Here is a 25,708-nt window from a genome sequence, read left to right as displayed (position 1 = left end):
CAGTCATTGCACCCCTGCACCCCACCCCTTAATCCCCTCCCCGCTTGCGGGGAGAGGAGACAAAGCATCGCTTTGGCGGGGTGGGGTTCTTCGGGTTTAATAAGCAATCAAGCGGACATGATATAATTCAAGCTGTTGCAGCGACAGAAGTTTTCTAGACAAGGTGTTTAGGTTTTAAGACTAAATCTACAGCCGCGCTGAAATCCTTAACGATTAAGTCGGGGTGGTAAAGTTCCAATTGGGTGCGATCGCGGATGCCAGATTCCACACCCATCACCTTAATACCATAATTTTTAGCGGCGGTGATGTCGGCTTCCGTATCTCCCACCATCCAGGTATCAGCAGCCGGGGGTAGTTCTTCTAATGCCCTAGCCATCAACAAAGGCTTATCTTCAATATCACGAGTTTTAATGTAGTCGTTACTCAGGCAATAACAACGATTTTCCGGGAAAAATCTCCCCAAATCGTGTTTTTTAAAGGCATAATCTAGTTCTCGAACTCGGCGCATGGTCATAACTGCCAAATCAATTCCAGCTTGTTGAATTTTTAACAGTGCATCCACAGCACCAGGCGCGAGAGTGTCATAGTTGAAATAAGCTTCTGTATGCACAGTTTGCCGCCGCAACTGGGCGAATTCTTGGGCTTGGGTTTCATCTAACCCAGAATTTAAGGCGATTTGTTTTTCAGGAACACGCGATCGCTTTAACTGCCAAAATTCCGCTTTTGGAAGCTCTTGCACTACTTGATTTGGGCGACGGGTTTTCTCCAAACAGAATTGATAAACACGGTAGTACCGTTCGGAAACATCAATAATAGGGCCGTCGAAGTCAGTAATTAGTCTTAGCATCGGCACAAAATGTTAATTTTTATCGAAAAGTTGGGTTTAAAACCCCATGCTTCTAGCACGGCTTTATATTTACGAGTGTTGCATTTGCCACTAATATATTAAGATACTAATTAGTACCGATGGACAGTCGGGAATCCAAAACGCCTATGCAGACGGTTTGCTCTTGTACTGAGATATCTCAGTCTAGGTCAAAGTCGAAATCCCGTAAGGGAGTAACTAGGAAGTCTTTGAAGTGATTCTTTAGTTGCCTCCCTACCTTTAGGAAAGGAGTCATGTCACCTCAGATGTATGGCTACTTTTCGAGAGTAAGTAGGCGTAATTAAATATAAGATCAAACCTCACCCTCAATCCCTCTCCGTGAGTTTGGAGAGGGAAGCCGGAGGCAGGGTGAGGTTTTATATTTAATTTGACCCACTTACTTATCAAGTCTAGCTAAAGGTTTTTTTGTAAACTTTTCCTAGCAGCTTATTTAAGCAATACTCCCCCGCTTTCTGGCTTCTTTGTAGGAAGTTCCCACATTTTTCAGGCCAGCTTTAATCATTTGTTGTTCGAGGAGGGCAAAAAAACGCGCTCTATCGCCACCTTTTACCACTGCTTGATTATGCGCTTCGGCGATCGCTACAGGGTAGCCATATCCTTTTTGTACTTGTGCTAGCATTAGTCCCAATGCTTGATCTAGCATGGTTGCATTATCCGCTACCCATGCCGGAACTTCGATTCGGGCAATTTCAGTACCAACATGGACGTAGCAAAAGTAAATGGTTTGGTCAGCGTAGAGTTCGAGAATTGGAGAATTACTGCGCCACAGAGTACTGCGTTGTCCCGGTTTGAGTCGGGTAGCCCAAACAGAAGTATCTCGCAACTGTTCAAAAATTTTACAAGGTACTTTTTCTAGCTGATTTGGGCAATGACTTTTACAGTCTGGCACTGGATGGGGACAAGCCAACAACCGTAAAAAGTTCATTGTTTCGATGCTGCGAGAGGCGCTGAGATAGCCCATCAACGGAATTTGAGCATCACGCATCTGCTGCCAAGCTTCGAGAATCGGGGGTAAAATGCGATCGCGTGCATCCATTGGCAAGTGTTCTAAAAACCAGTAAATTAACGAACCATCTACCATCGCTAGTGCTGGCGTTTCCCCTTTCGCTGCACTACAGGCAAGTTCTGCCAACACTGTTGTTTCTGAAGCAGTGCGGCGGAAACTCATCCATTCCTCGGTTTTAATTCCCCACTGCCGAGACATATATAAATCTTCTGGGCGATAAAATACCTCTGGCAAACTATCGAGTAGCGGATGGCGATTTTGTCCGTAGTGTAAGACTACTCTGCCGATATTTAGGAGATAACAGTAAGCAATTTCGTGATGGTTGGGGGCAATTTGCGAACCATCGGTAGCGATGACAGTATGAATTTTGGGAGGAACTGGGATATCGATGCAGGTTTCTAGCGGCTCAATTGGGGTAGCATTAGCAAAGAGAATGCGATCGCGCCATTTTTCCTGGCGATCGATTAAATCTTGTTGACACTCGTAAGCATTTTTGAGATGTTGTTGCGCCAATTCTAAACGCTGGCGACTGGCAACAGCTTCTAAAGTAAGATGCTGACTTAAACCCTGCATTTGTCGCGCCAGTTTTGTCAGGTCAAGCATAAAGGTAAGTAAAGAGTGAAGAGTTAACGAAATGGAAGGACGGAAGCTCTGATTTCTAATCTTTATTATTTACGTACATTTTTTAAATATTCTGCTTTGTTGATTTCAGTCTACTTGAGTGGAGTTGGGCTATTAGCCCGGAACTTAATTTCCGGGCAGGATATCGATAAGGGCAACAATTGGACTGTTACAAACATCTAGGCAATGACAACCCCTTTTAGGGTGAAGGCATCAACAGATTATTCCAACTTTAATATATTAAAGCCAACTTGAGAAATCTTTGGCAAATTGAGACAGTGATAACAACTGAATTCGCCGATCATTTTGGGCAGCTTCCCGTTCTGCTTGGGTATTATAGCCCCAGTCTGCAAGGAAGAGTTTCACATCTTCAAGGTCTATTTGCTGTTGGACTAACTGCAACGTCTTGAGTCTATCTTCTACAAACCATAGACTAACTGGCTTGTCTGTTTCTGCCTGCTTTAATTCTCGCAGAATTTCGTATTTGGAACGGTTGACTTCTTTGCCAAAAATCGCTGCTGCTGGTAAATTAACTCCTTCTCGTTGCAACAACTGCTGTATAAAACGCCCTTCTTTAGTTGTCACAATGTATAGCTTAACTCCACTGTCAAGAGTTAATTTTATTTTTTCCACTACACCCGGATAAAATTTATGCAGATTTAGCCAACCGTCTAAATCGTTGGTAATCCATTCATCCCGTTGGTTATCTAGTTTCGCACCAATTTCTTTTAGTTGTAGCTTGTCATTTAATAAAAGTTTTGGGGCGATGCTTGCCCATTCATGAAGAATCTTTTCATCAGCAATTCCATCTACCAATGCTTTGATTAAAACTGGCATTTCCCAACCTGTTTCAATTACAGGTCGTAGACGATAGAATCTCAAAGCCAAATCATCTGGTGGTGTGTCGTTAACAGGCGACCAAATTTCACAGTAGATGTGCCATGCTACCTCAAAATATTCAATTAGTCCGTCGCAAATCACTCCATCAAAATCCAGGGCTAAAATCGTGGGACTACTTGCGGTCATTGTTTTGAGGATTAAAACTGCTGTTGTCAGCTTACCCGACAAATTCAAATCATGCAGTAATTTTTATTAGTCTTTTATAATTTATAACTTGCTCAAAAAGTATAGCGGCATTGTCGAATATGATTTTATACTGGTAGGTTAACGAGGATCTACAGCTGGTTTGCGATCAATTAAACGAACTTCGTTTTGCTTGACTACTACAGTGATTAGTGGCAGAGAACGTTTGGCTGGGCCATGAACGACTCGACCCTGAGAATCGTATTCAGACCCATGACAAGGACAAATAAAGTGATTCTTCTCAAGATTCCACTCAACTGTACATCCTAAATGGGTGCAAATTGGATTGATAGCGTACTCAGCAATCTGTGGACCGTCTTGAATGATCAGATAATCAACGCTACTATCTGGCAAGCCTTTGACAAAAATCGGAATTCCGGGCTTTGCGGTTGCCAATAGTGTATTAGCCTCAATTTTCTTGTCGTCTTTAGCCAGTGCCACAGATCCTGGAAGATAATTTTCACAGCGCGAATTCTTTGGATACAGTGAGCAAAGGGTTTCTAAGTCTATCTCATGACTTTGGCTGACTTTGGGAAATAGATATCCGATCGCTACTGATGTAATTGTAGTACCTAACATATAGGTTAAGAAATCCCGACGCGTTTTTATCCTTGCTGGAATTTTGCCATTAGTAGAAGAATTTTCTTTCATGACTTGATTTACTAATAAATGTCTAATACTATACTACGACGCGATCGCATTAGGATTACCCTTTGGTTTTAAGATACTTAGCCGTAAAAATCCCGAACTAAAATGACACCGACAGCTTTCAGGCTGGCGACAATTGTTAAAGCTATTAGCACCATAAGTCCAAAGTTCAGCCGATTCAGGGGCAAACCTCCGGCTTGATCACCTAAAGGATTAAAGGTGTAAAATAAAAGTTCTTTATAGAAGAAAACCACAACTATTAAAACAATAGTGGCAATAATAGCAGTGTCCCGCACTTCATCAATGCAAAGGGAAGTCATGGGGATTCCCACATCAAAATGATGGAAGTGAATACTCGCAGCATTGTAGAAGCATTGGGAGAAAATATATGTCATTTCAACCAAAGAAGTAAATTCATCTGAGCAAATATCTAACCTAAGAGGTGTTTTGCTGAAATCTATTCTCAAAGTCTCTCCAGAGAAAGAACTCTTTGTATCTTTGATTTTCTACAATGTTATTGGTAAAGCTAGATTGTTTAATAACTGGAAAACCATGACTGATAAAAATCAAGAAAATAAAATTAATCAACCAGTGAGCGAAGATTCGGATTCGCGCGAAGAAGGGAACGTGAAGGAAAGAAACTTAACTGCGAATCCAGGAGATAGAATCGCTGATGAGTCTCAATCAGTTGAAGACAAGAGTCAACAGGTAGCTGTTGATGATGTACCAGACATTACAGGCGACAAAATCACAGTCCCGACTTACTTCGTTGTGGATGAACCAAACGGCGAAAAGAAGGCACTCCACCACGTAAAAGATGCTGAAGAGATTTCCGACGTAATTCGGCAAGCACGAGTTGACGAAAATGGAAATCGCATTTGGTAGTAGTCCTTCATTGAAGAGACACAGGGACACAGGGAATTCTTTCTTTGCGTCCCCGTATATATCTTGTTTTAACAGTAGAATCTAAATTTAAGGAAGCAGCACCAAACATACAGTTACCGCAAGAACTCAAATTAAAAGATATGGACAGAAATAATCTCAAGAAATTTGAAAAAGCCTATTTAGCTACTTTTTTTCTAGAGCATCTATATATAGATCATGACTTTCGGTTAGTCAAGGAATAAGAATTAAATAACATACAATTTATGTCCCTGGCTTACCTCACCCTCAATCCCTCGCCTTATAAAGGAGAGGGATCGTGAGACAGCATAAAGTTTTGCATTTTTTTTAATCCACGTTCCTAAGAGTCTACGAGAAGCAACATAGCGACTAAGTTATATAATAGCTGTTCGTAGAAGTCGAACTAACAAAATTTTCTAATGCTATGCCAACATTACAACGACAAGTTGCTTCTACCGACAGCTACAACTACCTGCTATTCTTGCCAGATGTCTTACGACAAGATACTTCGTATCAATGCAACGAAACACAACAGCCACTTTTGCCAACAATCCTGTTTTTACATGGTGCGGGTGAGAGAGGTTCTGACTTAGATAATGTGAAAAAGCAGGGTGTTACCAAAATTGTTGAACAACAGCCAGACTTTCCCTTCATTGTCATTTCTCCCCAATGTCCGCGCGGTCAACATTGGAATGTAGAACGATTGAGCGCCCTTCTAGATGAGGCGATGTCTGACGAGAAGCGGCAAAGCGCCTACGCATCCTATATTGATCCAGATCGGGTTTACCTGACCGGCTTAAGTATGGGTGGTTACGGAACATGGCATTTAGCAGCAGCACAGCCCGAAAGATTTGCAGCGATCGCTCCTATCTGTGGGGGTGGTAATCCACAAGCAGCACGTAAGTTGAAAAATCTTCCCGTATGGGCATTTCACGGAGCAAGGGATAATGTCGTTCCCTTAAGGGAGTCTGAAATCATGGTTTCTGCACTCAAAGCCCGCGACGGGGATGTAAAATTTACAGTTTACCCAGAAGCCGCTCACGACTCGTGGACGCAGACATACAATAATCCAGAGTTGTATGAGTGGTTTTTGCAGCATCGACGGCAGCAGGCTATAAGTTAAAGATATTTTTCTCTGCATTGGAATACACTCTAAATTAAATCAGAATCTTTAGTTGTATTATTGTTTATTTCATTCCGAATTTTTGCAACTTCGTTTCCTATTTCTTCTGGGGAAAACTCGGTTTTTTTTGTCCGTAGCCTAAGCCTTTGATATGCTTCATCTAGTGGATAATGCGTTACTTGCATTTTTCCATCTGAACCACTGAGTCCATTGATTTCCTCAATAATTGACACCGTTTCCAACTCAGCTTCTAACTGCTCAATCGTTGGCAAATTATCTTGCAAAGCCTCCGGTAAAGTATCTTTTAGCTGATACGCCGAAACACCAATCGGCTTATGCATATCCCGGAGAGAGTATTCGGCAATTACCTTATTTTTGCTTTTGCACAAAATCATCCCAATCGTAGGCTGATCATCTGGGCGTCTCAATAAATCATCTACCGCACTAACATAGAAATTCATTTTGCCAGAAAACTCTGGTTTGAACTCTTCAATTTTCAGGTCAATCACTATATAGCAGCGTAAACGCAAGTGGTAAAACAATAAATCAATATAAAAATCTTCACCACCAACTTCAAGATGATATTGGCTACCTACAAAAGCAAAACCAACCCCTAACTCTAGTAAAAAATCGCGGATATGGTTGATTAAAGAACGTTCCAAATCGCGTTCCAGAAAATCTTCCCCTAAATTGAGAAAATCAAAAGTGTATGGATCTTTCAACAATTGCTGTGCTAATTCTGATTGTGGTTGAGGCAGAGTGCAGTTAAAGTTGGTAGTTGCTTTACCCTGACGGTGATACAACTTACTTTCAATTTGGTGAACTAAAACATTTCGACTCCATCCATACTGGATTGTCTGGTGTACATACCACAAGCGTTCTGTTTGGTTTTTAATGGTATCCAATATACGGAGATTATGACCCCAAGGAATTAGTGCAACAACCTGTTGCACTAATTCCTCATGTGGATAAGCTTCGGCAAATGCCCGCATATACTTAAGGTTGCGAAGCGAAAAGCCCTTCATCTCTGGAAAAGCTTTCTGCAAATCAGCCGCCAGACGATTAATAACTTTTGCTCCCCAACCTTGCTGCTCTTGGCGATTCAGAATATCTCGCCCAATTTGCCAGTAGAGGAATACTAACTCTCTATTGACTGCGACTGCGGCCTGTAATTGAGCGCTAGAAATTCGGCTTTTTAGTTCAGTTAAAAAATCTTCATAACCAACGATCGCAGATCCACCCCTTCCTGAAGCTTCGGATTTATCGTCTCTAGACATAAAAAAGAATTAACGCTACTTCTATACTGCCAGTATCACACAAAATTTTGCTAATCAAATTAGGGATACACTCAGCAGCGAGTCCGAAATAATGGTTTCCGTGCTGAAAGGCTGCGGCGGGAAGGAACATTTCCAGTTTACCCAGAAGCGATGCCTTCTCTTCTCTACGAGAGGCTACGCCAACGAGACGCTTCGCGTAGCTTGCTTCCCCGTAGGGGTACGGCGGGCTATGCCAACCCAATACAACAATCCAGCATCGGCAAAAGAAGCCCATGATTTAAATTTGCTAGGATTTACGCAATGGCGATCGCTAAAACTTCAACATATTTTCATTAAAAATATTTTTTAGCGCCCAAAGATTAAAACTTCTAAGAAGTTGTCCCTTGCACCTTTGACATCAGAGTGTATAGCTTCAATAATGTTCTTACGTAAAAATCCATATTCGTATAGGACTCCGATTTGATTTTTGCTAAATATACTGAGAGCCAAAACCTGATCCGGCTAACTCTCAGTCAGCTTGGCTTTTACAAATCAAATGGGATTGCTATATAAACTGACATTAATAGGGTTCCATTATGCTTTTATCGAATTCAACAACCAGCTTAAAAACTCGCCAAAAAAATAATAAAATCGGCACAGTTTTTTGGACTCGTAGTAATATTTTACTGCTGACTGGATATTTAATCAGTCTACCGATTTTTACATTGATAACTTTATCCTTATTATTGCCCTTATTCAGTGCTAGTTTATTCGCTTTCATTGGAACGTCGTACTACTCTACATCGATTCCTTCGATAGATAATGCATCTGAATGTGAACATACTGGGAGAAACTGGCGCGATCGCAAGTGTTGGGATAATCAACGTAATCCCATGTTCTGAATGGATACCGTAGAAAGAAGGTATGCATTCTGAACAATTGGTTAATTTGACAAAACAGGTTGATATCCTGGGAATTAGATCAAAATGGATATGTAGCCTGTTGTTTGTCCAACCTTGAATCAACCTAACTTCGTGCGTAATCTGCAAGAAACTCACTTAAATCGTGCCCGCGCCAGTCTCAGACAAGCGCTGTCTTGGTATGGATATCTTCGCAAGTCAGGACAGTTGTCATCTAACCCAGAATTGGCAGGTTTGATGAAACCGGAATTAGAAGCTTTGAATTCCACACTCAATAAGCTGGACTCTAACATCATTAGAATTGCTGCTTTTGGTTTGGTGAGTCGTGGAAAGTCAGCAGTTTTAAATGCCTTACTGGGAGAGAAGATTCTGCAAACTGGACCTCTAAACGGTGTCACTCAATGGCCGCGTTCTGTCCGTTGGCAGCCCGGTGGTAAGGTACTAGTAGAGTTAATTGATACCCCCGGATTAGATGAAATTGAGGGTGAGTCACGGGCGGATATGGCACGAGAAGTGGTGCATCAAGCTGATTTAATTTTGTTTGTCGTGTCTGGTGATATCACGCGCACTGAGTATCAAGCACTGCTGTCATTGCGGGAAGCACAAAAACCCCTGATTTTAGTGTTTAACAAGATAGATTTATACCCAGATACAGATCAAGGAGCGATTTACCAAAATTTGCAACAACTGGGTGCAGGGAATCCTCAAGCGAAGCCTCTACTACCTGATGAAATTGTGATGGTGGCGGCGGAACCAGCACCAATGGAAGTGCGGGTTGAGTGGCCTGATGGAGGTGTCAGTTATGAATGGGAGACACCACCACCGCAAGTAGATGAACTCAAAGAGACAATTCTGAATATTCTGAATCGAGAAGGGCGATCGCTTCTGGCTTTAAATGCACTTATCCAAGCACGGGATGCAGAAGCCGCGATCGCTCAAAAAACTATCGACTTACGCGAACAAGAAGCCGAAAATATTATTTGGCAATTTACCAAATACAAAGCTTTGGCAGTAATGCTCAATCCCATTGCTTTTTTAGATATCCTTGGCGGAACTGTCGCCGATTTAGCTTTAATTCGCGCTCTAGCTAGATTATATGGTTTGCCGATGACTAGCTATGAAGCCGGGAAAATTTTAAAAACAATTTTATTTAGTTCCGGTGGCTTGCTGCTGGGAGAATTAGGTAGTAGTTTACTTTTGGGTTTGGGTAAGAGTACGGCTGCAATAACCAGTGGTGACAATCCCAGTAATATTACTGCCTTTGCAGGCAGTGCGATCGCTCAAGCTGGTATCGCCGGTTATGGAGCATACTCCGTTGGCAAAGCTGCTCAGGTGTATCTCGAAAAAGGCTGTACTTGGGGACAGTTGGGCGCTAGCAGCGTCATTCAAGAAATTCTTTCTCAAGTTGACCAGAACACAATTCTATATCGTCTGCGACAGGAGTTAGGATTAAAGTTATAAGATTTTTGAGTTGTCTTCCGAAAAGTTTCCGGTAAGCACATCCTTTCTAAAGCTGATGAGTAAAGTCGTAAACCTGTTGTTCCAGGAATTGTATAAAATAATTCTCCTGAATGCTAAAATAGGTTGCATTATTCAGAAACTCCCCAAAAGCTGATAGCGTCAAACAAAGGAGAATATCGTTGTGGACGTTACAGCTTGAAAACGCGCTCTAATTACTGGCTACTATTGCCTTATATCCGACTCCAGTGGCAAACCATCACCAAGGGAATTGTTGGTATTTTGGGATACGTACTGGCGACATTAGTATTGATCAATCTCGCCGGGAAATTGGCAACCCCCTTTGCACAAGGTAATGTAGTCGCGATCGCTCAAATAACTGGCAGCTGTGCCTTAGTCTTTCTTGTCAGAGGCTTGTTTCAGTCTATACAAGATATGTACATGGCGAAAGCTTCCTTGAGAGTTGCTTTTCATCTCCGTCAGCAAGTCTACGCCCATCTTCAAAAGCTAAATATCAGTTATTTTGAAACGGCAAAAGCAGGTGATTTATCTTACCGCCTCACGGAAGATGTTGACCGCGTTGGCGAAGTAGTAAACAAAGGATTTCACGACTTTATCCCCTGCATTTTGCAGTTGCTAGCAATTCCGATTTACATGATTTACCTGAATTGGCAACTGACACTAGCAACGGTAATTGTTGCGCCACTGATGGGTATTTTAGTCGGCTGGTTTGGTGAACGGTTACGCAAGTATTCCTTAAAAAGTCAAAATCGCGTGTCGGGTTTATCAGCCATCCTCGCGGAAGTTTTCAACGGTATTCGTTTGGTACAGGCTTTTGCTGCCGAAAATTACGAAATCGCCCGCTTTGGACATGAAGCAGAACGCAGTCTCAAAGCAAAATACTCAACCGAACGCCTGAAAGCGATTCAGATTCCGATCATCGGATTTCTGGAAGCCTTAAGTGGGTTATCGTTACTGATTGTGGGAGCGTGGCAAATTTCCCAAAACAACTTGACAGTGGCGAATTTTTTCAGTTATCTGGCGGCGGCGGCGCTGTTAATTGATCCCATTGGTCATACTACTAACAACTACAACGAATTTAAGCAGGGTGAAGCATCTGTTGACCGCGTTTTTGAATTGATGGCAATTCAGCCGACGGTGACGGAAAAGATCAATGCGATCGCTCTCCCCCCAGTCAAAGGCAAAGTAGAATATCGTCATATTTCCTTCGCCTATAAACCAGGTGAACCTGTATTAAAAGATATCAGTTTATTAGTATCGCCAGGTGAAGCGATCGCTCTTGTGGGTGCTTCTGGTGCTGGTAAAACCACATTTGTAAATCTTCTCCCCCGTTTTTACGACCCTAAAGTTGGGCAAATCTTCATTGATGGCGTTGATATTCGGGATGTCAAGCTGCATAGTCTGCGGCGACAAATTGGGATTGTTCCTCAAGAAACCATCATGTTTTCGGGGACAATTGCCCAAAATATCGCCTTTGGACAAGATGTTTTTGAAATGGAAGCAGTTAAAGAGGCGGCGAAAATCGCTAATGCCCATCAATTTATTAGCCAACTACCAGAGGGTTATCAGACTTGGGTGGGTGAGCGTGGGGTAAACTTATCAGGTGGACAAAGACAAAGAATTGCGATCGCTCGTGCTGTTCTGCTCAATCCCCAAATCTTGATTCTCGATGAGGCGACATCAGCATTAGATTCCGAGTCAGAAGCACTGGTACAGGAAGCCCTGGAAAGATTGATGCAAAAACGGACAGTGTTTATTATTGCTCACCGTTTATCAACAGTCAGACGGTGCGATCGCATTTTAGTTATCGAACAGGGACAAATTGTGGAATCGGGAACCCATGAAGAATTATTAGCTTTAGAGCATCGCTATGCGCGGTCTTATGCCCAGCAATTTAGTTAGAGGCAGGGGGAAAGATTTACTATTCACCGTACATAAGGTTTCAAGCTCCTACCTTGGGGTCTTGTCATTACCCACATTTTTGAAATCTCTGGCTTCGTTGCCATCCCGCCCAGAACTAAAGTTCCGGGCGGTTTATGTCTAGAACGAAATAGCCCTGCCCCTATCCCCTGCTGTCTTTTTAACTATTTCCTAGACTGAATTGCCTTGATTAACTCATAAAAAGGTTGCCAATTATCTTCCTGAGCAATTGCTTCCCAAATAGATTCAATCACAGGTCTTAATAATGCCGTTTGCGGATTATGAACAGTTAGAGTTTGGGCAATTACATCGATGCGATCGCTATCAAAATCATTCAAAATTTGATGATACAGTATACACCAATCATCAAAAATTGCTGATGCACCCGGTACTGGTATAATATCTGAACCATTCATTACAAAACCTGGTTCATCTCGCCATTTAGATGAAAAAGTGCGAGCCATCTCATAAAAGAATTGGTGATAACCCAATTGGCTCACTTTCAAAAATTCAATCGTTAGATTCAAGAGTTCTTGAGCTTGTGGATGTACCAACTCCACAAAACCTAACTTTTTCAACATCAAAGAACTGTATTCAGCTTCATAATATTCACCAAACCTAGCTAATCCAGCTTCCATTTCGCCTTTATCAATAATCGCCTTTAAAGGTTCTTGGAGGATTTGTAGATTCAGCTGGCAAATACTTGGTTGATTACCGTAACAGTAGCGTCCAGAATAGTCAAAATATGCCGCTATAAAGTAGGGATTATAATTAGGGATAAACGCGTAAGGGCCATAATCAAAACTTTCTCCGGTAATCGACATATTGTCAGTATTCAGGACTCCATGACAAAAGCCAGCCGCCATCCACTGCGCCGCTAGTTCTGCAACCCGTTTAACTAATTCGGCGTAAAATAGAGCATATTTATCTTGTTCAGTACTTAAGTGTCGATAATACTGCTCAATTACGTGGTCTAACAGCTTCTTAGTTAAATCTGGACGCTGGAAATAGTGCAGTCGCTCAAAAGTGCCAAACCGAATATGAGAACTGCTCATCCTGACCATCACAGCTGAACGGGTAGGCGAAGGTTCATCACCTCGCCAGAGTGGTACACCTGTTTCAATCATGGTCAGACAGCGCGAAGTATGTACACCCAAGTAGTGCAGTGCTTCCGCAGCCAGAACTTCCCGCACCCCACCTTTAAGCGTGAGCATACCATCGCCACCACGGGAGTAGGGCGTCCTCCCCGAACCTTTTGTGCCAAAATCGTACAATTCGCTATCATTGGCGCGTACTTGCCCGTAGAGAAAGCCTCTACCATCACCTAACTGTCCGTTATATTCACCAAATTGATAGCCGTGGTAACGCAGTGCCAACAAGGGTTTGCGCCCCTGAAATTTGCCAAAAGCTGTGATAAAATCTTCGTCTTTGACTACTTGGGGGTCTAGACCGAAACGGGGTAATAGTTCATCGTTACGCCAACGCAGGATGTGTTGGGGAAATTCCGCCCCTGCAACCTCATCGTAGTAGTCACCGCCTAGAGATTCTAAGGCGCTTTCGTAGTTGAGGGTGAGAAAAGGATTGCTAGAATTCTTGTAGTTTGGAGTTTCAGCCAGAGTCATTACGAGCAAAGCTTAATTCATTCTTCCCTTAATACTACCTCTGGCTTCAGCATCAGCATAAACGCAAAAAGCGACCCATATCTAAAATATGGCAGCGCCACCATCAAAATCTGGAGCGCATAATGAATAAAGTTTTGCAATTAAAGAAAAAGTTAACTCAATTAGCTATTTTAGACGCTACGTTTGAGGTTTTTGGCTCAGAGTCACACGAATATCAATTTAAACCTTGCTTGAGTCACAAAGATATTCAAGTGTTTGAATCCAGATACAATATTACACTACCAAGTGAATATCGAAACTTTCTCTTAGAAATTGGTAATGGTGGTGCAGGTCCAGGATACGGCTTATCTGGTCTGCTGGGAATTGAAAATGAAGATGTCATCCCAGAAAAAATATACCAAGAGAACTACGAAATTCTCTCTAAACCATTTCCTTTAACAGAAGCCTGGAATGATTTAGATTTGATTGTCAAGAATGATACAGGTTTTGTTGCTAACAATGATGCTTACTTTGATGATAAATTTATTCAGGGCACTCTCACCATTACAAATTATGGTTGTGGAATTTATGCGATGTTAGTCATTACTGGGGAGCAGTCAGGAAAAATCTGGATAGATGACCGTACTAATGATAATGGGATATATCCTGCTTCTTTGACTTTTTGTCATGCTTTCCATGACACTAACCCTGATGATTTTCATCAAGATAGCGATGAGGAGCAGCCTTTGAGTTTTTATGATTGGTATGAAGACTGGCTTAACCGAAGCTTGGATCAAATCCGCCAGTGAAAAGGGCGGTTATAAACCGCCTCTAGACAGGCATAATCCACGGAGGTGGGTTATAAAAACTTAATTTTCTCTTAATCCGCCTCCTCGGACTTTGTTTGTGTAGCCGCGAATTCCATTCGGGAGCATCTCAATGAGTGTAAAAAGCCTTGTAAAACCTCACCCCAACCCTCTCCTTGGTAAGGAGAGGGAACAAGAATCTTGTTTCTCTTCTGGTATATTTGCAAAACTGAGATGCTCCCTTCCATTCGCCTCGGCTCTAGGTTGACTGTAATTAAATAAAACTCAGTTTTTTATTTTGTAATTGGTTGTGATGTTGGTGCAGTAATTCCTACTGAGTTTGATGTTGGTTGTGATGCCTGTGAAGATATAATTTTTCTCACTTGTAGGTTATAAGCTTGCAAAATTGATTGAACTTTTTTCTGTTGATCTTGATTCAGATCCAAAGATGTTAAGACTGTTCTAATTCTCTGACGGGATTGCAATGCTGCCTTAAATTTAGTAGTTTGAGACTGGTTTAATAGAGCCTCAATATCCTTATCTCTTTGCTGGCGAGCCATTTGGATTTGTAGGCGCTGTTGATTTGTGAGTTTGCTTGTCTGGCGTGATGCAGAACTAGTCTGAGTTTTTAAGGCTGGTGTAGTGGTGGGATTTGGAACTGGTGCTGCCAAGACAACTCCATGTAAGATAGTAGCAAAGGCGAAGATAGTAGAAAAGACAGATAAACGCTTTATAGAATTAATGGACATTTTGAAAAACTCCTCAATCATTTAATAAAAGTTGACACCTCGGCTCAAGTAAACATTGATAACTGAGCCAAGTCGTGAACAAATATTACTATTGCATTTGCTTGTGGAGTTGTTGTGTATTTATTATGAATTTGCTATGAAAAGTGCAAGTTAGACACACGACAGCTTATTTAGCTAAAAATAGCTGTAAGCATTGCCTACCCTACAAAAATAGCCTAATTTGCATTAATAAATAGCATTTATAAATCAGTAAATTTAGAAGCAGGGATAGTTGGGAAAGAAAATAAATATTGTTGAAAATTATACTCAGAGATTTTTAAAATTTAGGTGCTTGCCAATTAGGATTGATGAGACTTGTCATAATATGATCTTCCCATTGCCCATTAATTAATAGATAGTCTCTAGCATATCCTTCAATGACAAAACCGAGTCTTTTGAGTACATTGCCACTGCTCCGATTGTGAGGCATATAATTAGCCATAATCCGGTGAAAATTTAACTCTTGAAATACATATTGAGTTGCGGCTTTGAGTCCTTCTGTCATATATCCTTTACCTTGTTTATTTTCAGCAAGGCTGTATCCTACATAGCAAAAATGAGCGGCTCCTCGAAAAAAATTACTAAAATTGACCGTTCCAATAATTATATTTGGTTTTTTTTTGGTAAAAATAAATAGTTTTAACGATTGCCCATTGATAAATTCCAGAAAATTATTCTCTATCTGATACTGCCAATATTCTTCAGTGAAAAAACCATCAGCCCAAAGAGGGTAGAATGGAGTGAGATAAGTTTTATTATCAGTGAAGTATTTGAGAATTTGGGGTATATCTTCATGGATCGACGCTCGTAATAATAGGCGATCGCTTGTAATTAGTGGCAGTTCTGATATCATAAATTACCTAATCTACGGGATCTCTTCCCAAAACATTCTCGCTAATTTTGTAAATTCTCTCATCCCTGCGGTTTAGCAGCAGTCAAGTGAGTATTTTTGCTCTTAATCTGCCATTCAACCAAAATCTTGATAAGCTGATGTTTAATATCTAGAGCGGAAGGATTGAGAGCCAATGGGTGAAAAAGTACAGGGCGCGGCATAACTTCGATAAAATCGCTTTGCCCAAACGCTGTACCGCAGGAGATTCAACCAAAAGACAGCTCTTGATTAACCCAGTCTACAAGAAGGATAGTGATGTGGTGGGAATACGCTACGATTGGCAGGAATTAGAGATTCGGGCGATATACAACACGCCATTGCTAGAGCTTATTTATCAAGCTGCTAGCGTGCATCGTCAATATCATGACCCAACAAAAATACAAGTTTGTAAGCTCATATCGATTAAAACGGGAGGCTGTCCAGAAGATTGTAGCTACTGTGCCCAATCTTCCCGCTATAAAACAGAGGTAAAGGCGCAAGCACTCCTAGAAAAGGAAACGGTAGTTAATATCGCCCAGAAAGCTAAAGAAACTGGTGTTAGTCGCATCTGCATGGGTGCTGCTTGGCGCGAAGTGCGGGATAACTCACAATTTGAGGAAGTCCTGGAAATGGTCAAGGATGTAACTGCAATGGGTTTAGAAGTGTGCTGCACTCTGGGTATGTTGACGGCAAATCAGGCCAGGAAATTGGCAGAAGCAGGACTTTACGCCTACAACCATAACTTAGATACCTCGCAGGAATATTACAGCACAATTATTACCACGAGGACTTATAGCGATCGCTTGAACACAATTGAGAATGTCCGTCAGACAAATGTGACTGTATGTTCCGGCGGTATCCTGGGTTTGGGCGAAACTGCTGATGACCGTGTTGGTATGTTACAAACTTTGGCAAACTTACATCCGCATCCAGAGTCCGTGCCGATTAATATTCTCTCACAAGTAGCGGGTACACCCTTAGAAAATCAGCCTGATGTCCCCATTTGGGATATTGTGCGGATGATTGCCACAGCCAGGATTTTAATGCCAGCTTCCGATGTGCGTCTTAGTGCTGGTAGGGCTAGACTTTCTCAAGTTGAACAAGCTTTCTGCTTTATGGCAGGAGCCAATTCGATCTTTTCCAGCGACGACAACAAGATGTTGACGGTGACAACTCCCTGTCCAGATTACGATACTGACCTAGAAATGCTGAATTTACTTGGTTTAGGAATGCGTCCACCTTCCCAAAGACACCAGAAGGTAGCAAGTCCGGCTGTTGTGGCGTAAGTCCTGAGAGTGAAGAAAAAACCTCTGGGAACTCCAGAGGTTTTGGTTCCTGATTTAGTTTCTACTTGCTACTACAATTTGTCCTCAGTCATTTCCCGATAGTGAAGGAAATTAGTTGAACGGCGAGATCCCTGACTTACCTCACCCTCAATCCCTCTCCTTATAAAGGAGAGGGATCGTGAGACAGGATGAGTTTTGCGTAAAATCGTGGCTAATTGAGGGTTGAAATTTTAACGCAAAGGAGCGCTGAGGGAAGCGCAGAGGTACGCAGAGAATTCGCTAGAAATTAATGAAATGTTGTACTAAGTTTCTACCTATCTAGGCTATTAATTCTTCGCCTGTGGCTGGGAACCAGGAATCGTTACATCTATTGGTGTCACCTGTGCTGCTAGCTGCGTCAATGGCGGCTGAATGGCGGTTTGATTCCCCACCACTAGAGTCACAATCTTTTCTGGCTTGAGGTATTCTCGTGCTACCCGTTGCACATCGGCGGCTGTGGTGACGGCGACGGCTTTTTGATAGCGAAAAAGAAAATCAGCAGGATAGCCGTAATATTCGTATCGCATCAACCGTGATAAAGTTTGGCTGGGGTCTTGAAAGTTGAATACAAAGGAGTTAAGTGTAGACTCTTTGGCAAAAGCCAGTTCTTTTGCTGTTACTCTTTGAGTTTGGATGCGCTTGATTTCAGATTGTAAGGCTTTCACAAACTGGACGGTAGCATCCGATCGCGTTTGTCCACCAGCAATAAACATTCCAGGATAATCGTAGCGGGGACTCCACTGGCCATAGACAGAGTAAGCTAAACCTTGACGCGATCGCACTTCATTAAATAAGCGTCCACCAAATCCATTTAACACCCCATTCAATACATCCAGCGCCGCATAATCGGGATTGTCGAATCGTCCACCTAAATGCCCGATAAGCACACTACTTTGGGTTAGTTGTGGCTGGTTGACAAAAAAGACTCCACCTGTATTAGCTGGCAAAACATTTGGTAATTTGGGTTTAGCAATACCTGGGTTGCGGTTCCAGTCGCCGAACTTAGCTTGAACGAGCGATCGCATTTTTTTGGCATCAAAATCCCCAACAATCCCCAAAATCAGATTATTGGGGTGGAAATATTGCTGATAGAAATTGAGCAAATCTTCACGAGAAACCTGATCCACCGTTGCATACTCGATTGTGCGAGCATAGGGGCTATCTTTCCCATAAATCAGTTTCTTAAATTCTCGACTAGCAATCCCATCTGGATTGTCATTGCGACGGGCAATGCCACCCTTAGCTTGTGTCTTAGCCAAGTCTAGCTTTTCTTGAGCAAATACTGGCGATCGCAGCACCTCGGCAAACAGCCCAAACACCGTTTCTAAATCTTCACTGAGTGCGTCAAAGCTAGCACCACCAGAAGCTTCACCAATACTAGCTTCCACAGATGCCGCCCGTTGTTCCAATATCTCGTTGAGTTGATCAGCCGAATGCTGCTTAGTTCCCCCAGTTCGCATCAGGGCGCCTGTAAAACCAGCCAACCCAACTTTTTGTTGTGGTTCCAGGCGATTTCCTGTCCGCACAAACGCCGTGCCATTCACCAACGGTAACTCGTGATCCTCCATTAAATAGACAACCAAGCCGTTTTGAAGGACAAACCGCTCATACTTAGGTAACTTAATCTTAGGTAACAGTGGTAGCTGCAACTGTGTGTAATGCTTTGCCTCAGCCGTCGCCGCCAGAGAAAAATTACAAGTTAAAAGTAAACACGCAAAAACAGCAACCAAAGCATAAACCAACCCCTTCCCATTCTTGATTTTCAACGCTATCTGCCTTTTACCCTTCACCTTATACCTCTGCATACTCTCTTCCTTGTCTTCGAGACGCTGCGCGTAGCTTGCTTCTCCGTAGGAGTACGCGTCCTTAGCGTCCTTCTCTAACGAGACGCTGCGCGAACGTGGTTCGTTACTCTTAAGCTTCTTTCGACAACAACTTACCAATTGTGCGATTTTCCGGCGTAAAAGTCTCCTTCGCCACCCGCTCAATATCAGCCATTGTCACTGCTGCAATATTATCCAACTGCTTAAACAAATTCCGCCAAGAGCCAGTTTTCACCTCATATTCCAACAATTGTTCAGCCATCCCCATATTTGAATCAAGGCTACGTAACAAACCCGCCCGTGCTTGGGTTTTCACCCGTTGCAAATCAGCCGCCGCTACAGGCTCAGTTTTTAATTTGTCAATTTCTTGGCGCAAAGCCACCGCCAACTCATCAACTGTATGACCAGGAGCCGTGAGAGCATAGAAAAATATCAGGTTTGGGTACTTATCTCCAGGAAATCCACTGTAACCTTGAGCATTGAGCGCCAAACGCTGCTTTTCTACCAAAGACTTATATAGCCGCGACGTGCGCCCATCACTTAATAAGCTGCCAATGATTTCATAGACTGCATTATCTGGATGGGTAATTGCCGGACGATGATAACCTTCTAAATACCAGGGTTGAGAAGTTAGCTGTAAAGTAACTTCTTGTGTTTGTTGTTGTGGCGGTTCCACCGGGATTTGTTCAACAGCTTTGGTTTTTGCTTGAAAGCGGCCAAAATAAGTTTGCGCCAGTTTTTTCACCTCAGCCGCGTTGACATCTCCGACAATGGCGATCGCTAAATTACTTGGTACGTAGTGAGTATCAAAAAACTTTTGGACATCTTCTGGTGTCAGATTGCGGATATCTTGGTCATAACCAATCACCGGACGTTTGTAAGGATGAACTTTGTAAGCAGTATCAATAAATTTCTCCAGCATCAGTCCAATGGGTGAATTTTCCACCCGCATCCGCCGCTCCTCTAAAATTACATCTTTTTCTTTATAAAACTCACGACTAATTACAGGATCGAGAAATCTCTCCGACTCCAGCGACATCCAAAGTTCCAGCTTATTGGCAGGAAAGCTATAAAAATAACGGGTGGCTTCAGTTGAAGTATTGGCATTTAAACCCACACCTCCGGCTTGTTCGACAATTTGCCCCAATTCGTTTTGCTTGACAAGTTTACCTGCTTGTGATTCTACTTGCTTAAACTCAGCTTGTAACCGCGCAACTTCATCTTTTTTGCCATCGGTTTTCGCTGTTTTAATTTGAGCATCTAACTGCTGCAAGCGCTCTAGTAGGGGTTTTTCTGCCTTATAGTCTTGTGTACCAATGCGCGTTGTGCCTTTAAAAGCCAAATGTTCCAGAAAGTGAGCTACACCAGTTTTGCCATCTACCTCATCGACACCACCAACATTCGCATAGGTAAGAAAGGAAACCACAGGCGCTTGATGTCGTTCCAAGACAATGAATTTCAGACCATTATCGAGGCGAAACTCCGTTAACTGTTTGATCGCTCGATCCAGATAAGGTTGAATCGAACTTTCAAGTGGTGGAATTTGAGTTTTACCTATTTGGGGAGGAAATACTGTCTGAGTTTGAGCCAGAGCAATTTCTGGCAACAATCCATACCAAAGGATAATTAAAGTTAACAAAGTGACAAACAATCGCCGCAATGTGACAGATACTTGATCTGACCAATCCAAAACCGAAAATCTGTCTTGGAAAGTTGAGCCACTCCGTTGGGCGGCTCTGCCGACTTGAAGGAAGTGGCGTTTAATCGCCGGAAACCAGCGCTCAGACTTTCCGCAAAATCTCAAAATTGACCGACTGTTCTGGTTCATAAGCGAAAATTAAGATAAAGTTACACTACCTAAGAAACAGGGTACTTAGCAAAAGAGCGTTAATCTTGTATTAAGCTTTTTAAGCTTTTTTACTCGATGTTAGACAATAATGCTACAAATCGTGTTCCGCAAATATCACCATAACTTTTATGCGACTTTTTAATTCTTCCCCGCCTTCAGAGGCTCAGACGCGTACCCGGATTTTAGAGACAGCACAACGGTTGTTTGCCTCTAAGGGATTTGACGGCACTACCACCCGTGATTTAGCACAAACAGCAGGTGTCGCTGAAGGCACTCTATTTCGTCATTTTCCCAATAAAAAAGCAATTTTGGTGGAAGTAGCTACGAGTGGCTGGGTGGAGATTCTGACAGATTTACTGACAGAATTAAGTGAAATGGGTAGCTATAAAGCCATAGCTCAAGTGATGCGTCACCGGATGTGGAATTTCCAAAAAAATGCCGATGTGATGCGTGTTTGTTTTATGGAGGTGCAGTTTCACCCCGATTTGCGCGATCGCATCCAATTAGAAGTGATTACCAAAATGACCGATGTGGGCGAAGCGTTCTTTCAAACAGCGATGGATAAAGGCATTTATCGCCAAATGGACGCCAAGCTAGTTGCTAAAGTTTTCTTGGGAATGTTTGCGATCGCAGGTTTTTCTAACAACACCCTTCTTGAACCTGACGCTTCTCCCCAAGAAATGCAGCAAATGGCCGAAGGACTCGCTGATATCTTCCTGAATGGAGTCTTAGCCAAAGAGTGAAGAGTTAGGAGTTAAGCTGTTGCGCCTTTAATTTGCACTAATATTTTTTTCAATATTGATTGTGGGGTAGGCCGAAAAGCCCGCCCTGATAGTGCCATGAAAGCACCGTGCTAACCCTCCTTAAAAAGGAGGGGATTAGAGCAAGCCTTTTTATTTAATTCTGAGCGATACCTTCTTCACGCGCAGCCCGTTGTACAGCAGCAGCAACAGCAGTGACGACGCGCTTATCAAAGACTGAAGGAATAATATGTTCCCGATTCAAGTCTGAAGGCTTGACTAAGGAGGCGATCGCATTTGCAGCTTCCAGACACATTGTGGTGGTAATTGTCTGTGCGCGACAATCTAAAGCACCACGGAATACCCCTGGAAAAGCTAGGACGTTATTGATTTGATTCGGGTAGTCGCTGCGACCAGTAGCGATCACAGCCACATCTTCACTGATTAATTCTGGCTGAATCTCTGGAATCGGATTTGCCATTGCAAACACAATTGGGTCTTTCGCCATTGAATGCACCATTTCTGGTGTCAAAACTCCCGGTACACTGACACCAATAAAGACATCTGCCTCTGGCATTGCACCCGCTAACGTCCCCTGAGCTTTCACGGCAAATTCGAGTTTTTCTTCTGTCAAGTCGGTGCGACTAGTAGAGATAATCCCTTTAGAGTCGCACATCCAGATTTTTTCTGCCCCAGCTTTCCGGAGTAACCGAGCGATCGCTACTCCCGCCGCCCCAGCACCGTTAATCACGATCTTGATTTGGGCTATTGACTTTTGTACCAACTTTAGGGAACTAAACAACGCGGCTAAGGTGACAATTGCTGTACCGTGCTGGTCATCGTGAAAAACGGGGATATCTAACTCTTGGCGCAATCTCTTTTCAATTTCAAAGCAGCGAGGTGCAGCGATATCTTCTAAATTCACGCCCCCAAACACCGGAGCGATATTCTTAACTGTCTGGATAATCTCATCTGTATCTTGGGTGGCCAGACAAATGGGAAAAGCATCCAGCCCCGCAAATTCCTTAAACAGCATTGCTTTGCCTTCCATGACTGGTAGGGCGGCTGCTGGTCCGAGATTTCCCAAACCCAAAACGGCACTACCATCGGTAACAATGGCAACAGTGTTTTGTTTGATGGTTAACTTATAAAGTTCCTCTGGGTCTTGAGCGATCGCCGTACAAATTCGACCGACTCCGGGCGTGTAAGCCATTGCGAGATCGGAAACACTCTTCAGGGGAATTCTGCTGACAATGCTGATTTTGCCACCGCGATGCAAATTAAAGGTGCGATCGTAGACACTGAGTAACTTGATGTCTGGTAATGCTTTCACTGCTTGCACAATGGTTTCAGCGTGTTCGGTACTAGCAGCATCAACGGTAATATCGCGGGTGGACTCTTTGCGGGTTTGCTCGATTAAATCAATTTGACCGAGATTACCGCCACTGGCTGCGATCGCCTGGGTTACTGACGCTAACATCCCGATGCGATTGGGAATCTGCAAGCGCAGCGTCAAACTAAAACTAGAATTAGGAGTTAGGTCTGCCATGTTGATTTTAGATTTTAAGTTTTAGATTTTATCAGCAGTTACGCAAACAATAGCCGAAACCGTAATTTTCTGGTAGGGGCAATTGATGAATTGCACCTACCGCGTGTGATTTTGCGTAAGTCCTATTTATATTCAATTGAGACGAAATTCTCAAAATAATCTCAAAAATCAAAGTTTTATAATAGAATTTAATGCTGATAAATCGGAGGTAAGTGTGACCACTGCGATACACTGGCAAGAACGGGTTGGTAATCAAAGGGATTGGGTTTGGCGCGGCTGGCAAACTCGCTACACTTATATTCGCCCTAGCCAAAATCACCACAATACAACACCCCTGATATTGCTACATGGCTTTGGCGCTTCCATTGGTCATTGGCGACATAATTTAGAGGTGTTGGGTGAACATCACACAGTCTACGCCATAGATATGTTGGGTTTTGGCGCTTCTGAAAAAGCCGCAGCTAATTACAGCATTCAATTCTGGGTAGAGCAGGTTTACGACTTTTGGCAAACATTTATCCGTCAACCGGCGATATTAATAGGCAATTCTAACGGTTCACTGATTTCTATGGCCGCTGCCGCCGCTCATCCCGATATGGTGCGGGGTATGGTGATGATGAGTTTACCCGACCCCTCATTAGAGCAAGAAGCAATTCCTCCTGTGCTGCAACCAGTTGTCAGAGCAATTAAAAATATTGTTGCTTCGCCGTTGATTCTTAAACCTGTGTTTAACTTCGTGCGCCGTCCTGGGGTGGTGCGTCGCTGGGCAGGTCTTGCCTACACTAACCCAGAGGCGATTACCGATGAACTCATCGAAATTTTAGCAGAGCCTGCCCAAGACCGGGGTTCCGCTAGGGCTTTTAGTGCTTTGTTCAAAGCTGCGATCGGAATTAATTTTAGTCCTAGTGTCAAGAAAGTATTACCAACCTTAACAATTCCGATGCTTTTAATTTGGGGACAAAAAGACAGATTTGTTCCCCCAGCCTTGGCTAGCAAATTCGCCCAATACAACCAGAAATTGGAGTTGCTGAAATTGGAGGATGTCGGGCATTGTCCCCATGATGAATGTCCAGAACAAGTTAACCAAGCTATTTTAGATTGGATTGAGAGATGGGTTAGCGTAGGCGTAGCCCGCCCCAGGCATCGCTAACCGTTGGTTATGCCCTAAATATTATGCAATGGGTGCGATCGCGTCAGCCAGTACCGTTACCACGATTGAATTTAAAATTGCTTAACACCTACCACAGCACGGCATAAATAAAGCATCCACTTGAAATGCTTAAAACCCTTACGCAATAGTAATTACCAATTACGAATTACGCAAAGCGTTACTAGCCAATCGTGGCTTGATTAGTGTCAACATCTGTAGCACCACTCACAGAACTGGCTACAGAAGTCATTTTGTTGAGAATTTCTTGACTGGGAACTTCACCTTTCAATACTACAGTGCTGCCTGTCTGAGCAACCCAAAGAGTATCAACATCATCGAGTTCGGGATCTTCATCAAATGCCAACGCTACCCGCTTTGCTAAACCACTTTGGTCGTATTCTCCACTTAATCCCAGACGTTCTGGCGGTATTGATTGACTATCAGTAGATGCAACGCTAGTACTCGGATCTTGCGCTATTGCCTGTGGAGTCGGATTTACTTCGGCATTTTGAGGTTTTTCCATTCCAAACAATCTTTTTAACCAACCCATAAAAACTTTTCTCCTATTAGAGCCTTATCAAATCTGAATATAAAAGCTTTCCAAAAATGCCGCATCTGCCAATGAAAAGATATACATCAATGAAATTCCGGCTTGCAGTATGATTTCTGCCCAATTTCTCTCCAGAAAATGCAATGAGTGCAACTATTCAGTTTAGAATAGAAGGTCGCACTGATAATTTAGTGCGGTAGTACCTCTAACGTAGCCGTTAGTTAGTGTCTGCGTTCCTCAATTCCTGCTCTAGCCTCTGTTGGCGAAGATGAAACATACCCTTTCAGTTCTCGTAGAAGATGAGGCGGGTGTTCTTTCCCGCATTTCTAGTTTATTTGCACGTCGCGGTTTTAATATTGAAAGCCTTGCTGTTGGTCCTGCTGAACAAGGAGGAGTCTCCCGAATTACGATGGTTATACCTGGTGACGATCGCATTATCGAGCAACTCACCAAGCAACTGTACAAGTTAGTCAATGTCCTGAAAGTACAGGACATTACCGAAACTCCTTGTGTCGAGCGGGAATTGATGCTTTTGAAGGTGAATGCTAGTAGCAGCAATCGCTCAGAAGTGATCGAACTGTCTCAGATTTTCCGGGCGCGAGTCGTGGATGTGGCGGAAGATTCTCTGACCTTAGAAGTTGTGGGAGATCCAGGTAAAATGGTAGCGATCGTGCAGGTGTTGCAAAAATTTGGTTTGAGAGAAATCGCCCGTACTGGCAAAATTGCCCTAACTCGTGAGTCGGGTGTGAATACCGAGTTACTCAAGTCTTTGGAAGCAAAAGTTTAGTTGGGAAGTTAAATAATCAACTTG

Annotated in this window: 23 protein-coding genes and 1 pseudogene; 11 read left to right on the top strand and 13 right to left on the bottom strand. The window is 42.9% G+C overall.

Translation table 11 applies throughout. The features are described 5' to 3' along the window. Window positions 1-154 precede the first annotated feature (154 nt). The 5 genes and pseudogenes from V7K36_RS31460 to V7K36_RS31440 form a co-directional block, all read right to left on the bottom strand. Window positions 155-847 carry an HAD family hydrolase gene (locus V7K36_RS31460; RefSeq protein WP_335121707.1) on the bottom strand — a complete coding sequence of 231 codons (693 nt, stop codon included), beginning with the start codon at window positions 845-847 and terminating at the stop codon, window positions 155-157. A gap of 469 nt (window positions 848-1,316) precedes the next feature. Continuing rightward, a complete protein-coding gene (locus V7K36_RS31455; RefSeq protein WP_334944258.1) occupies window positions 1,317-2,495 on the bottom strand; it encodes a DNA double-strand break repair nuclease NurA in 1,179 nt (392 codons plus the stop codon). Window positions 2,496-2,753: 258 nt separating this feature from the next. Further along, window positions 2,754-3,539 (bottom strand): HAD family hydrolase, encoded by a 786-nt coding sequence (locus V7K36_RS31450; protein WP_335121705.1) that lies wholly within the window; start codon window positions 3,537-3,539, stop codon window positions 2,754-2,756. Between the two features lie 138 nt (window positions 3,540-3,677). Further along, complete coding sequence (locus tag V7K36_RS31445) at window positions 3,678-4,247, bottom strand: Rieske 2Fe-2S domain-containing protein (protein ID WP_335121703.1); 570 nt, start codon at window positions 4,245-4,247, stop codon at window positions 3,678-3,680. A gap of 95 nt (window positions 4,248-4,342) precedes the next feature. After that, window positions 4,343-4,549 (bottom strand): annotated as a pseudogene (locus V7K36_RS31440) (metal ABC transporter permease); the annotation flags it as partial. A 247-nt stretch (window positions 4,550-4,796) separates the two neighbouring features. Here V7K36_RS31440 and V7K36_RS31430 point away from each other — a divergent pair. Together V7K36_RS31430 and V7K36_RS31425 are read left to right on the top strand one after the other, a co-directional pair. Next, window positions 4,797-5,129, top strand: coding sequence for a hypothetical protein (locus tag V7K36_RS31430; protein ID WP_335121737.1), 333 nt, complete (start codon window positions 4,797-4,799; stop codon window positions 5,127-5,129). A 442-nt stretch (window positions 5,130-5,571) separates the two neighbouring features. Then, entirely contained in the window at window positions 5,572-6,270 is a 699-nt protein-coding gene (locus V7K36_RS31425; RefSeq protein ID WP_335121701.1) for a prolyl oligopeptidase family serine peptidase, read from the top strand. A 29-nt stretch (window positions 6,271-6,299) separates the two neighbouring features. Here V7K36_RS31425 and V7K36_RS31420 read toward each other — a convergent pair whose 3' ends face one another. After that, on the bottom strand, window positions 6,300-7,547 hold the full coding sequence (locus V7K36_RS31420) for a PDDEXK nuclease domain-containing protein (RefSeq protein WP_335121699.1): 1,248 nt from the start codon (window positions 7,545-7,547) through the stop codon (window positions 6,300-6,302). A 91-nt stretch (window positions 7,548-7,638) separates the two neighbouring features. Here V7K36_RS31420 and V7K36_RS31415 point away from each other — a divergent pair, with 91 nt between their 5' ends. The 4 genes from V7K36_RS31415 to V7K36_RS31400 all read left to right on the top strand — a co-directional run bounded on the left by V7K36_RS31415 (window position 7,639) and on the right by V7K36_RS31400 (window position 11,827). Then, window positions 7,639-7,896: a hypothetical protein gene (locus tag V7K36_RS31415; protein ID WP_334832046.1), complete on the top strand. Its 258-nt coding sequence runs from the start codon at window positions 7,639-7,641 to the stop codon at window positions 7,894-7,896. Between the two features lie 226 nt (window positions 7,897-8,122). After that, window positions 8,123-8,428 carry a hypothetical protein gene (locus tag V7K36_RS31410; protein WP_335121697.1) on the top strand — a complete coding sequence of 102 codons (306 nt, stop codon included), beginning with the start codon at window positions 8,123-8,125 and terminating at the stop codon, window positions 8,426-8,428. A 132-nt stretch (window positions 8,429-8,560) separates the two neighbouring features. Beyond that, complete coding sequence (locus tag V7K36_RS31405) at window positions 8,561-9,907, top strand: GTP-binding protein (protein ID WP_335121735.1); 1,347 nt, start codon at window positions 8,561-8,563, stop codon at window positions 9,905-9,907. A gap of 195 nt (window positions 9,908-10,102) precedes the next feature. Beyond that, on the top strand, window positions 10,103-11,827 hold the full coding sequence (locus tag V7K36_RS31400; protein WP_335121733.1) for an ABC transporter ATP-binding protein: 1,725 nt from the start codon (window positions 10,103-10,105) through the stop codon (window positions 11,825-11,827). A 182-nt stretch (window positions 11,828-12,009) separates the two neighbouring features. Here the strand turns inward: V7K36_RS31400 and V7K36_RS31395 are convergent, their stop codons facing one another. Beyond that, the gene (locus V7K36_RS31395; RefSeq protein WP_335121695.1) at window positions 12,010-13,467 is read right to left on the bottom strand and encodes a protein adenylyltransferase SelO; all 1,458 of its coding nucleotides are present in this window, start codon (window positions 13,465-13,467) and stop codon (window positions 12,010-12,012) included. A 122-nt stretch (window positions 13,468-13,589) separates the two neighbouring features. Here V7K36_RS31395 and V7K36_RS31390 point away from each other — a divergent pair, with 122 nt between their 5' ends. Beyond that, window positions 13,590-14,255, top strand: coding sequence for an SMI1/KNR4 family protein (locus V7K36_RS31390; protein ID WP_335121693.1), 666 nt, complete (start codon window positions 13,590-13,592; stop codon window positions 14,253-14,255). A 290-nt stretch (window positions 14,256-14,545) separates the two neighbouring features. On the opposite strand, the gene V7K36_RS31385 is transcribed toward V7K36_RS31390, so the two are convergent. Both V7K36_RS31385 and V7K36_RS31380 read right to left on the bottom strand, forming a co-directional pair. After that, window positions 14,546-15,001, bottom strand: a complete 456-nt coding sequence (locus V7K36_RS31385) for a hypothetical protein (RefSeq protein WP_335121691.1) — start codon at window positions 14,999-15,001, stop codon at window positions 14,546-14,548. Between the two features lie 316 nt (window positions 15,002-15,317). Continuing rightward, window positions 15,318-15,893, bottom strand: a complete 576-nt coding sequence (locus V7K36_RS31380) for a GNAT family N-acetyltransferase (protein WP_335121689.1) — start codon at window positions 15,891-15,893, stop codon at window positions 15,318-15,320. Between the two features lie 296 nt (window positions 15,894-16,189). Between V7K36_RS31380 and bioB the strand changes: the two genes are divergently transcribed. Then, on the top strand, window positions 16,190-17,197 hold the full coding sequence (gene bioB, locus V7K36_RS31375) for a biotin synthase BioB (protein WP_335121732.1): 1,008 nt from the start codon (window positions 16,190-16,192) through the stop codon (window positions 17,195-17,197). Window positions 17,198-17,523: 326 nt separating this feature from the next. On the opposite strand, the gene V7K36_RS31370 is transcribed toward bioB, so the two are convergent. Next, entirely contained in the window at window positions 17,524-19,041 is a 1,518-nt protein-coding gene (locus V7K36_RS31370; RefSeq protein WP_335121688.1) for a M16 family metallopeptidase, read from the bottom strand. Window positions 19,042-19,150: 109 nt separating this feature from the next. Further along, window positions 19,151-20,887, bottom strand: a complete 1,737-nt coding sequence (locus tag V7K36_RS31365) for a M16 family metallopeptidase (protein ID WP_335121686.1) — start codon at window positions 20,885-20,887, stop codon at window positions 19,151-19,153. Window positions 20,888-21,036: 149 nt separating this feature from the next. On the opposite strand from V7K36_RS31365, the gene V7K36_RS31360 reads away from it, so the two are divergent. Then, on the top strand, window positions 21,037-21,651 hold the full coding sequence (locus V7K36_RS31360; protein WP_335121684.1) for a TetR/AcrR family transcriptional regulator: 615 nt from the start codon (window positions 21,037-21,039) through the stop codon (window positions 21,649-21,651). A 154-nt stretch (window positions 21,652-21,805) separates the two neighbouring features. On the opposite strand, the gene V7K36_RS31355 is transcribed toward V7K36_RS31360, so the two are convergent. Beyond that, entirely contained in the window at window positions 21,806-23,197 is a 1,392-nt protein-coding gene (locus tag V7K36_RS31355; protein ID WP_335121682.1) for a malic enzyme-like NAD(P)-binding protein, read from the bottom strand. A gap of 214 nt (window positions 23,198-23,411) precedes the next feature. Here V7K36_RS31355 and V7K36_RS31350 point away from each other — a divergent pair, with 214 nt between their 5' ends. Next, window positions 23,412-24,347 (top strand): alpha/beta fold hydrolase, encoded by a 936-nt coding sequence (locus V7K36_RS31350; protein WP_335121680.1) that lies wholly within the window; start codon window positions 23,412-23,414, stop codon window positions 24,345-24,347. A 181-nt stretch (window positions 24,348-24,528) separates the two neighbouring features. On the opposite strand, the gene V7K36_RS31345 is transcribed toward V7K36_RS31350, so the two are convergent. After that, window positions 24,529-24,897: a BON domain-containing protein gene (locus V7K36_RS31345; RefSeq protein WP_334832020.1), complete on the bottom strand. Its 369-nt coding sequence runs from the start codon at window positions 24,895-24,897 to the stop codon at window positions 24,529-24,531. Window positions 24,898-25,165: 268 nt separating this feature from the next. Here V7K36_RS31345 and ilvN point away from each other — a divergent pair, with 268 nt between their 5' ends. Next, the gene (gene ilvN / locus V7K36_RS31340; RefSeq protein ID WP_298906950.1) at window positions 25,166-25,684 is read left to right on the top strand and encodes an acetolactate synthase small subunit; all 519 of its coding nucleotides are present in this window, start codon (window positions 25,166-25,168) and stop codon (window positions 25,682-25,684) included. Window positions 25,685-25,708 lie beyond the last annotated feature (24 nt).

The organism is Nostoc sp. (genome assembly GCF_036919555.1).
Taxonomy (GTDB): Bacteria; Cyanobacteriota; Cyanobacteriia; order Cyanobacteriales; family Nostocaceae; genus Nostoc.
The sequence above is the reverse complement of the archived record's forward strand: the minus strand, read 5'-3'. Positions and strand labels throughout refer to the sequence as shown.

What these genes read in the sequence shown, in the direction of transcription:
- V7K36_RS31380 (WP_335121689.1), bottom strand. Translation starts at nt 15,893, where the DNA reads ATGATATCAGAACTGCCACTAATTACAAGCGATCGCCTATTATTACGA.
- V7K36_RS31410 (WP_335121697.1), top strand. Translation starts at nt 8,123, where the DNA reads ATGCTTTTATCGAATTCAACAACCAGCTTAAAAACTCGCCAAAAAAAT.
- V7K36_RS31365 (WP_335121686.1), bottom strand. Translation starts at nt 20,887, where the DNA reads ATGAACCAGAACAGTCGGTCAATTTTGAGATTTTGCGGAAAGTCTGAG.
- V7K36_RS31355 (WP_335121682.1), bottom strand. Translation starts at nt 23,197, where the DNA reads ATGGCAGACCTAACTCCTAATTCTAGTTTTAGTTTGACGCTGCGCTTG.
- V7K36_RS31445 (WP_335121703.1), bottom strand. Translation starts at nt 4,247, where the DNA reads ATGAAAGAAAATTCTTCTACTAATGGCAAAATTCCAGCAAGGATAAAA.
- V7K36_RS31385 (WP_335121691.1), bottom strand. Translation starts at nt 15,001, where the DNA reads ATGTCCATTAATTCTATAAAGCGTTTATCTGTCTTTTCTACTATCTTC.
- V7K36_RS31420 (WP_335121699.1), bottom strand. Translation starts at nt 7,547, where the DNA reads ATGTCTAGAGACGATAAATCCGAAGCTTCAGGAAGGGGTGGATCTGCG.
- V7K36_RS31370 (WP_335121688.1), bottom strand. Translation starts at nt 19,041, where the DNA reads ATGCAGAGGTATAAGGTGAAGGGTAAAAGGCAGATAGCGTTGAAAATC.
- V7K36_RS31455 (WP_334944258.1), bottom strand. Translation starts at nt 2,495, where the DNA reads ATGCTTGACCTGACAAAACTGGCGCGACAAATGCAGGGTTTAAGTCAG.
- V7K36_RS31345 (WP_334832020.1), bottom strand. Translation starts at nt 24,897, where the DNA reads ATGGGTTGGTTAAAAAGATTGTTTGGAATGGAAAAACCTCAAAATGCC.
- V7K36_RS31450 (WP_335121705.1), bottom strand. Translation starts at nt 3,539, where the DNA reads ATGACCGCAAGTAGTCCCACGATTTTAGCCCTGGATTTTGATGGAGTG.
- ilvN (WP_298906950.1), top strand. Translation starts at nt 25,166, where the DNA reads ATGAAACATACCCTTTCAGTTCTCGTAGAAGATGAGGCGGGTGTTCTT.
- V7K36_RS31390 (WP_335121693.1), top strand. Translation starts at nt 13,590, where the DNA reads ATGAATAAAGTTTTGCAATTAAAGAAAAAGTTAACTCAATTAGCTATT.
- V7K36_RS31460 (WP_335121707.1), bottom strand. Translation starts at nt 847, where the DNA reads ATGCTAAGACTAATTACTGACTTCGACGGCCCTATTATTGATGTTTCC.
- V7K36_RS31430 (WP_335121737.1), top strand. Translation starts at nt 4,797, where the DNA reads ATGACTGATAAAAATCAAGAAAATAAAATTAATCAACCAGTGAGCGAA.
- V7K36_RS31360 (WP_335121684.1), top strand. Translation starts at nt 21,037, where the DNA reads ATGCGACTTTTTAATTCTTCCCCGCCTTCAGAGGCTCAGACGCGTACC.
- V7K36_RS31425 (WP_335121701.1), top strand. Translation starts at nt 5,572, where the DNA reads ATGCCAACATTACAACGACAAGTTGCTTCTACCGACAGCTACAACTAC.
- V7K36_RS31415 (WP_334832046.1), top strand. Translation starts at nt 7,639, where the DNA reads ATGGTTTCCGTGCTGAAAGGCTGCGGCGGGAAGGAACATTTCCAGTTT.
- V7K36_RS31395 (WP_335121695.1), bottom strand. Translation starts at nt 13,467, where the DNA reads ATGACTCTGGCTGAAACTCCAAACTACAAGAATTCTAGCAATCCTTTT.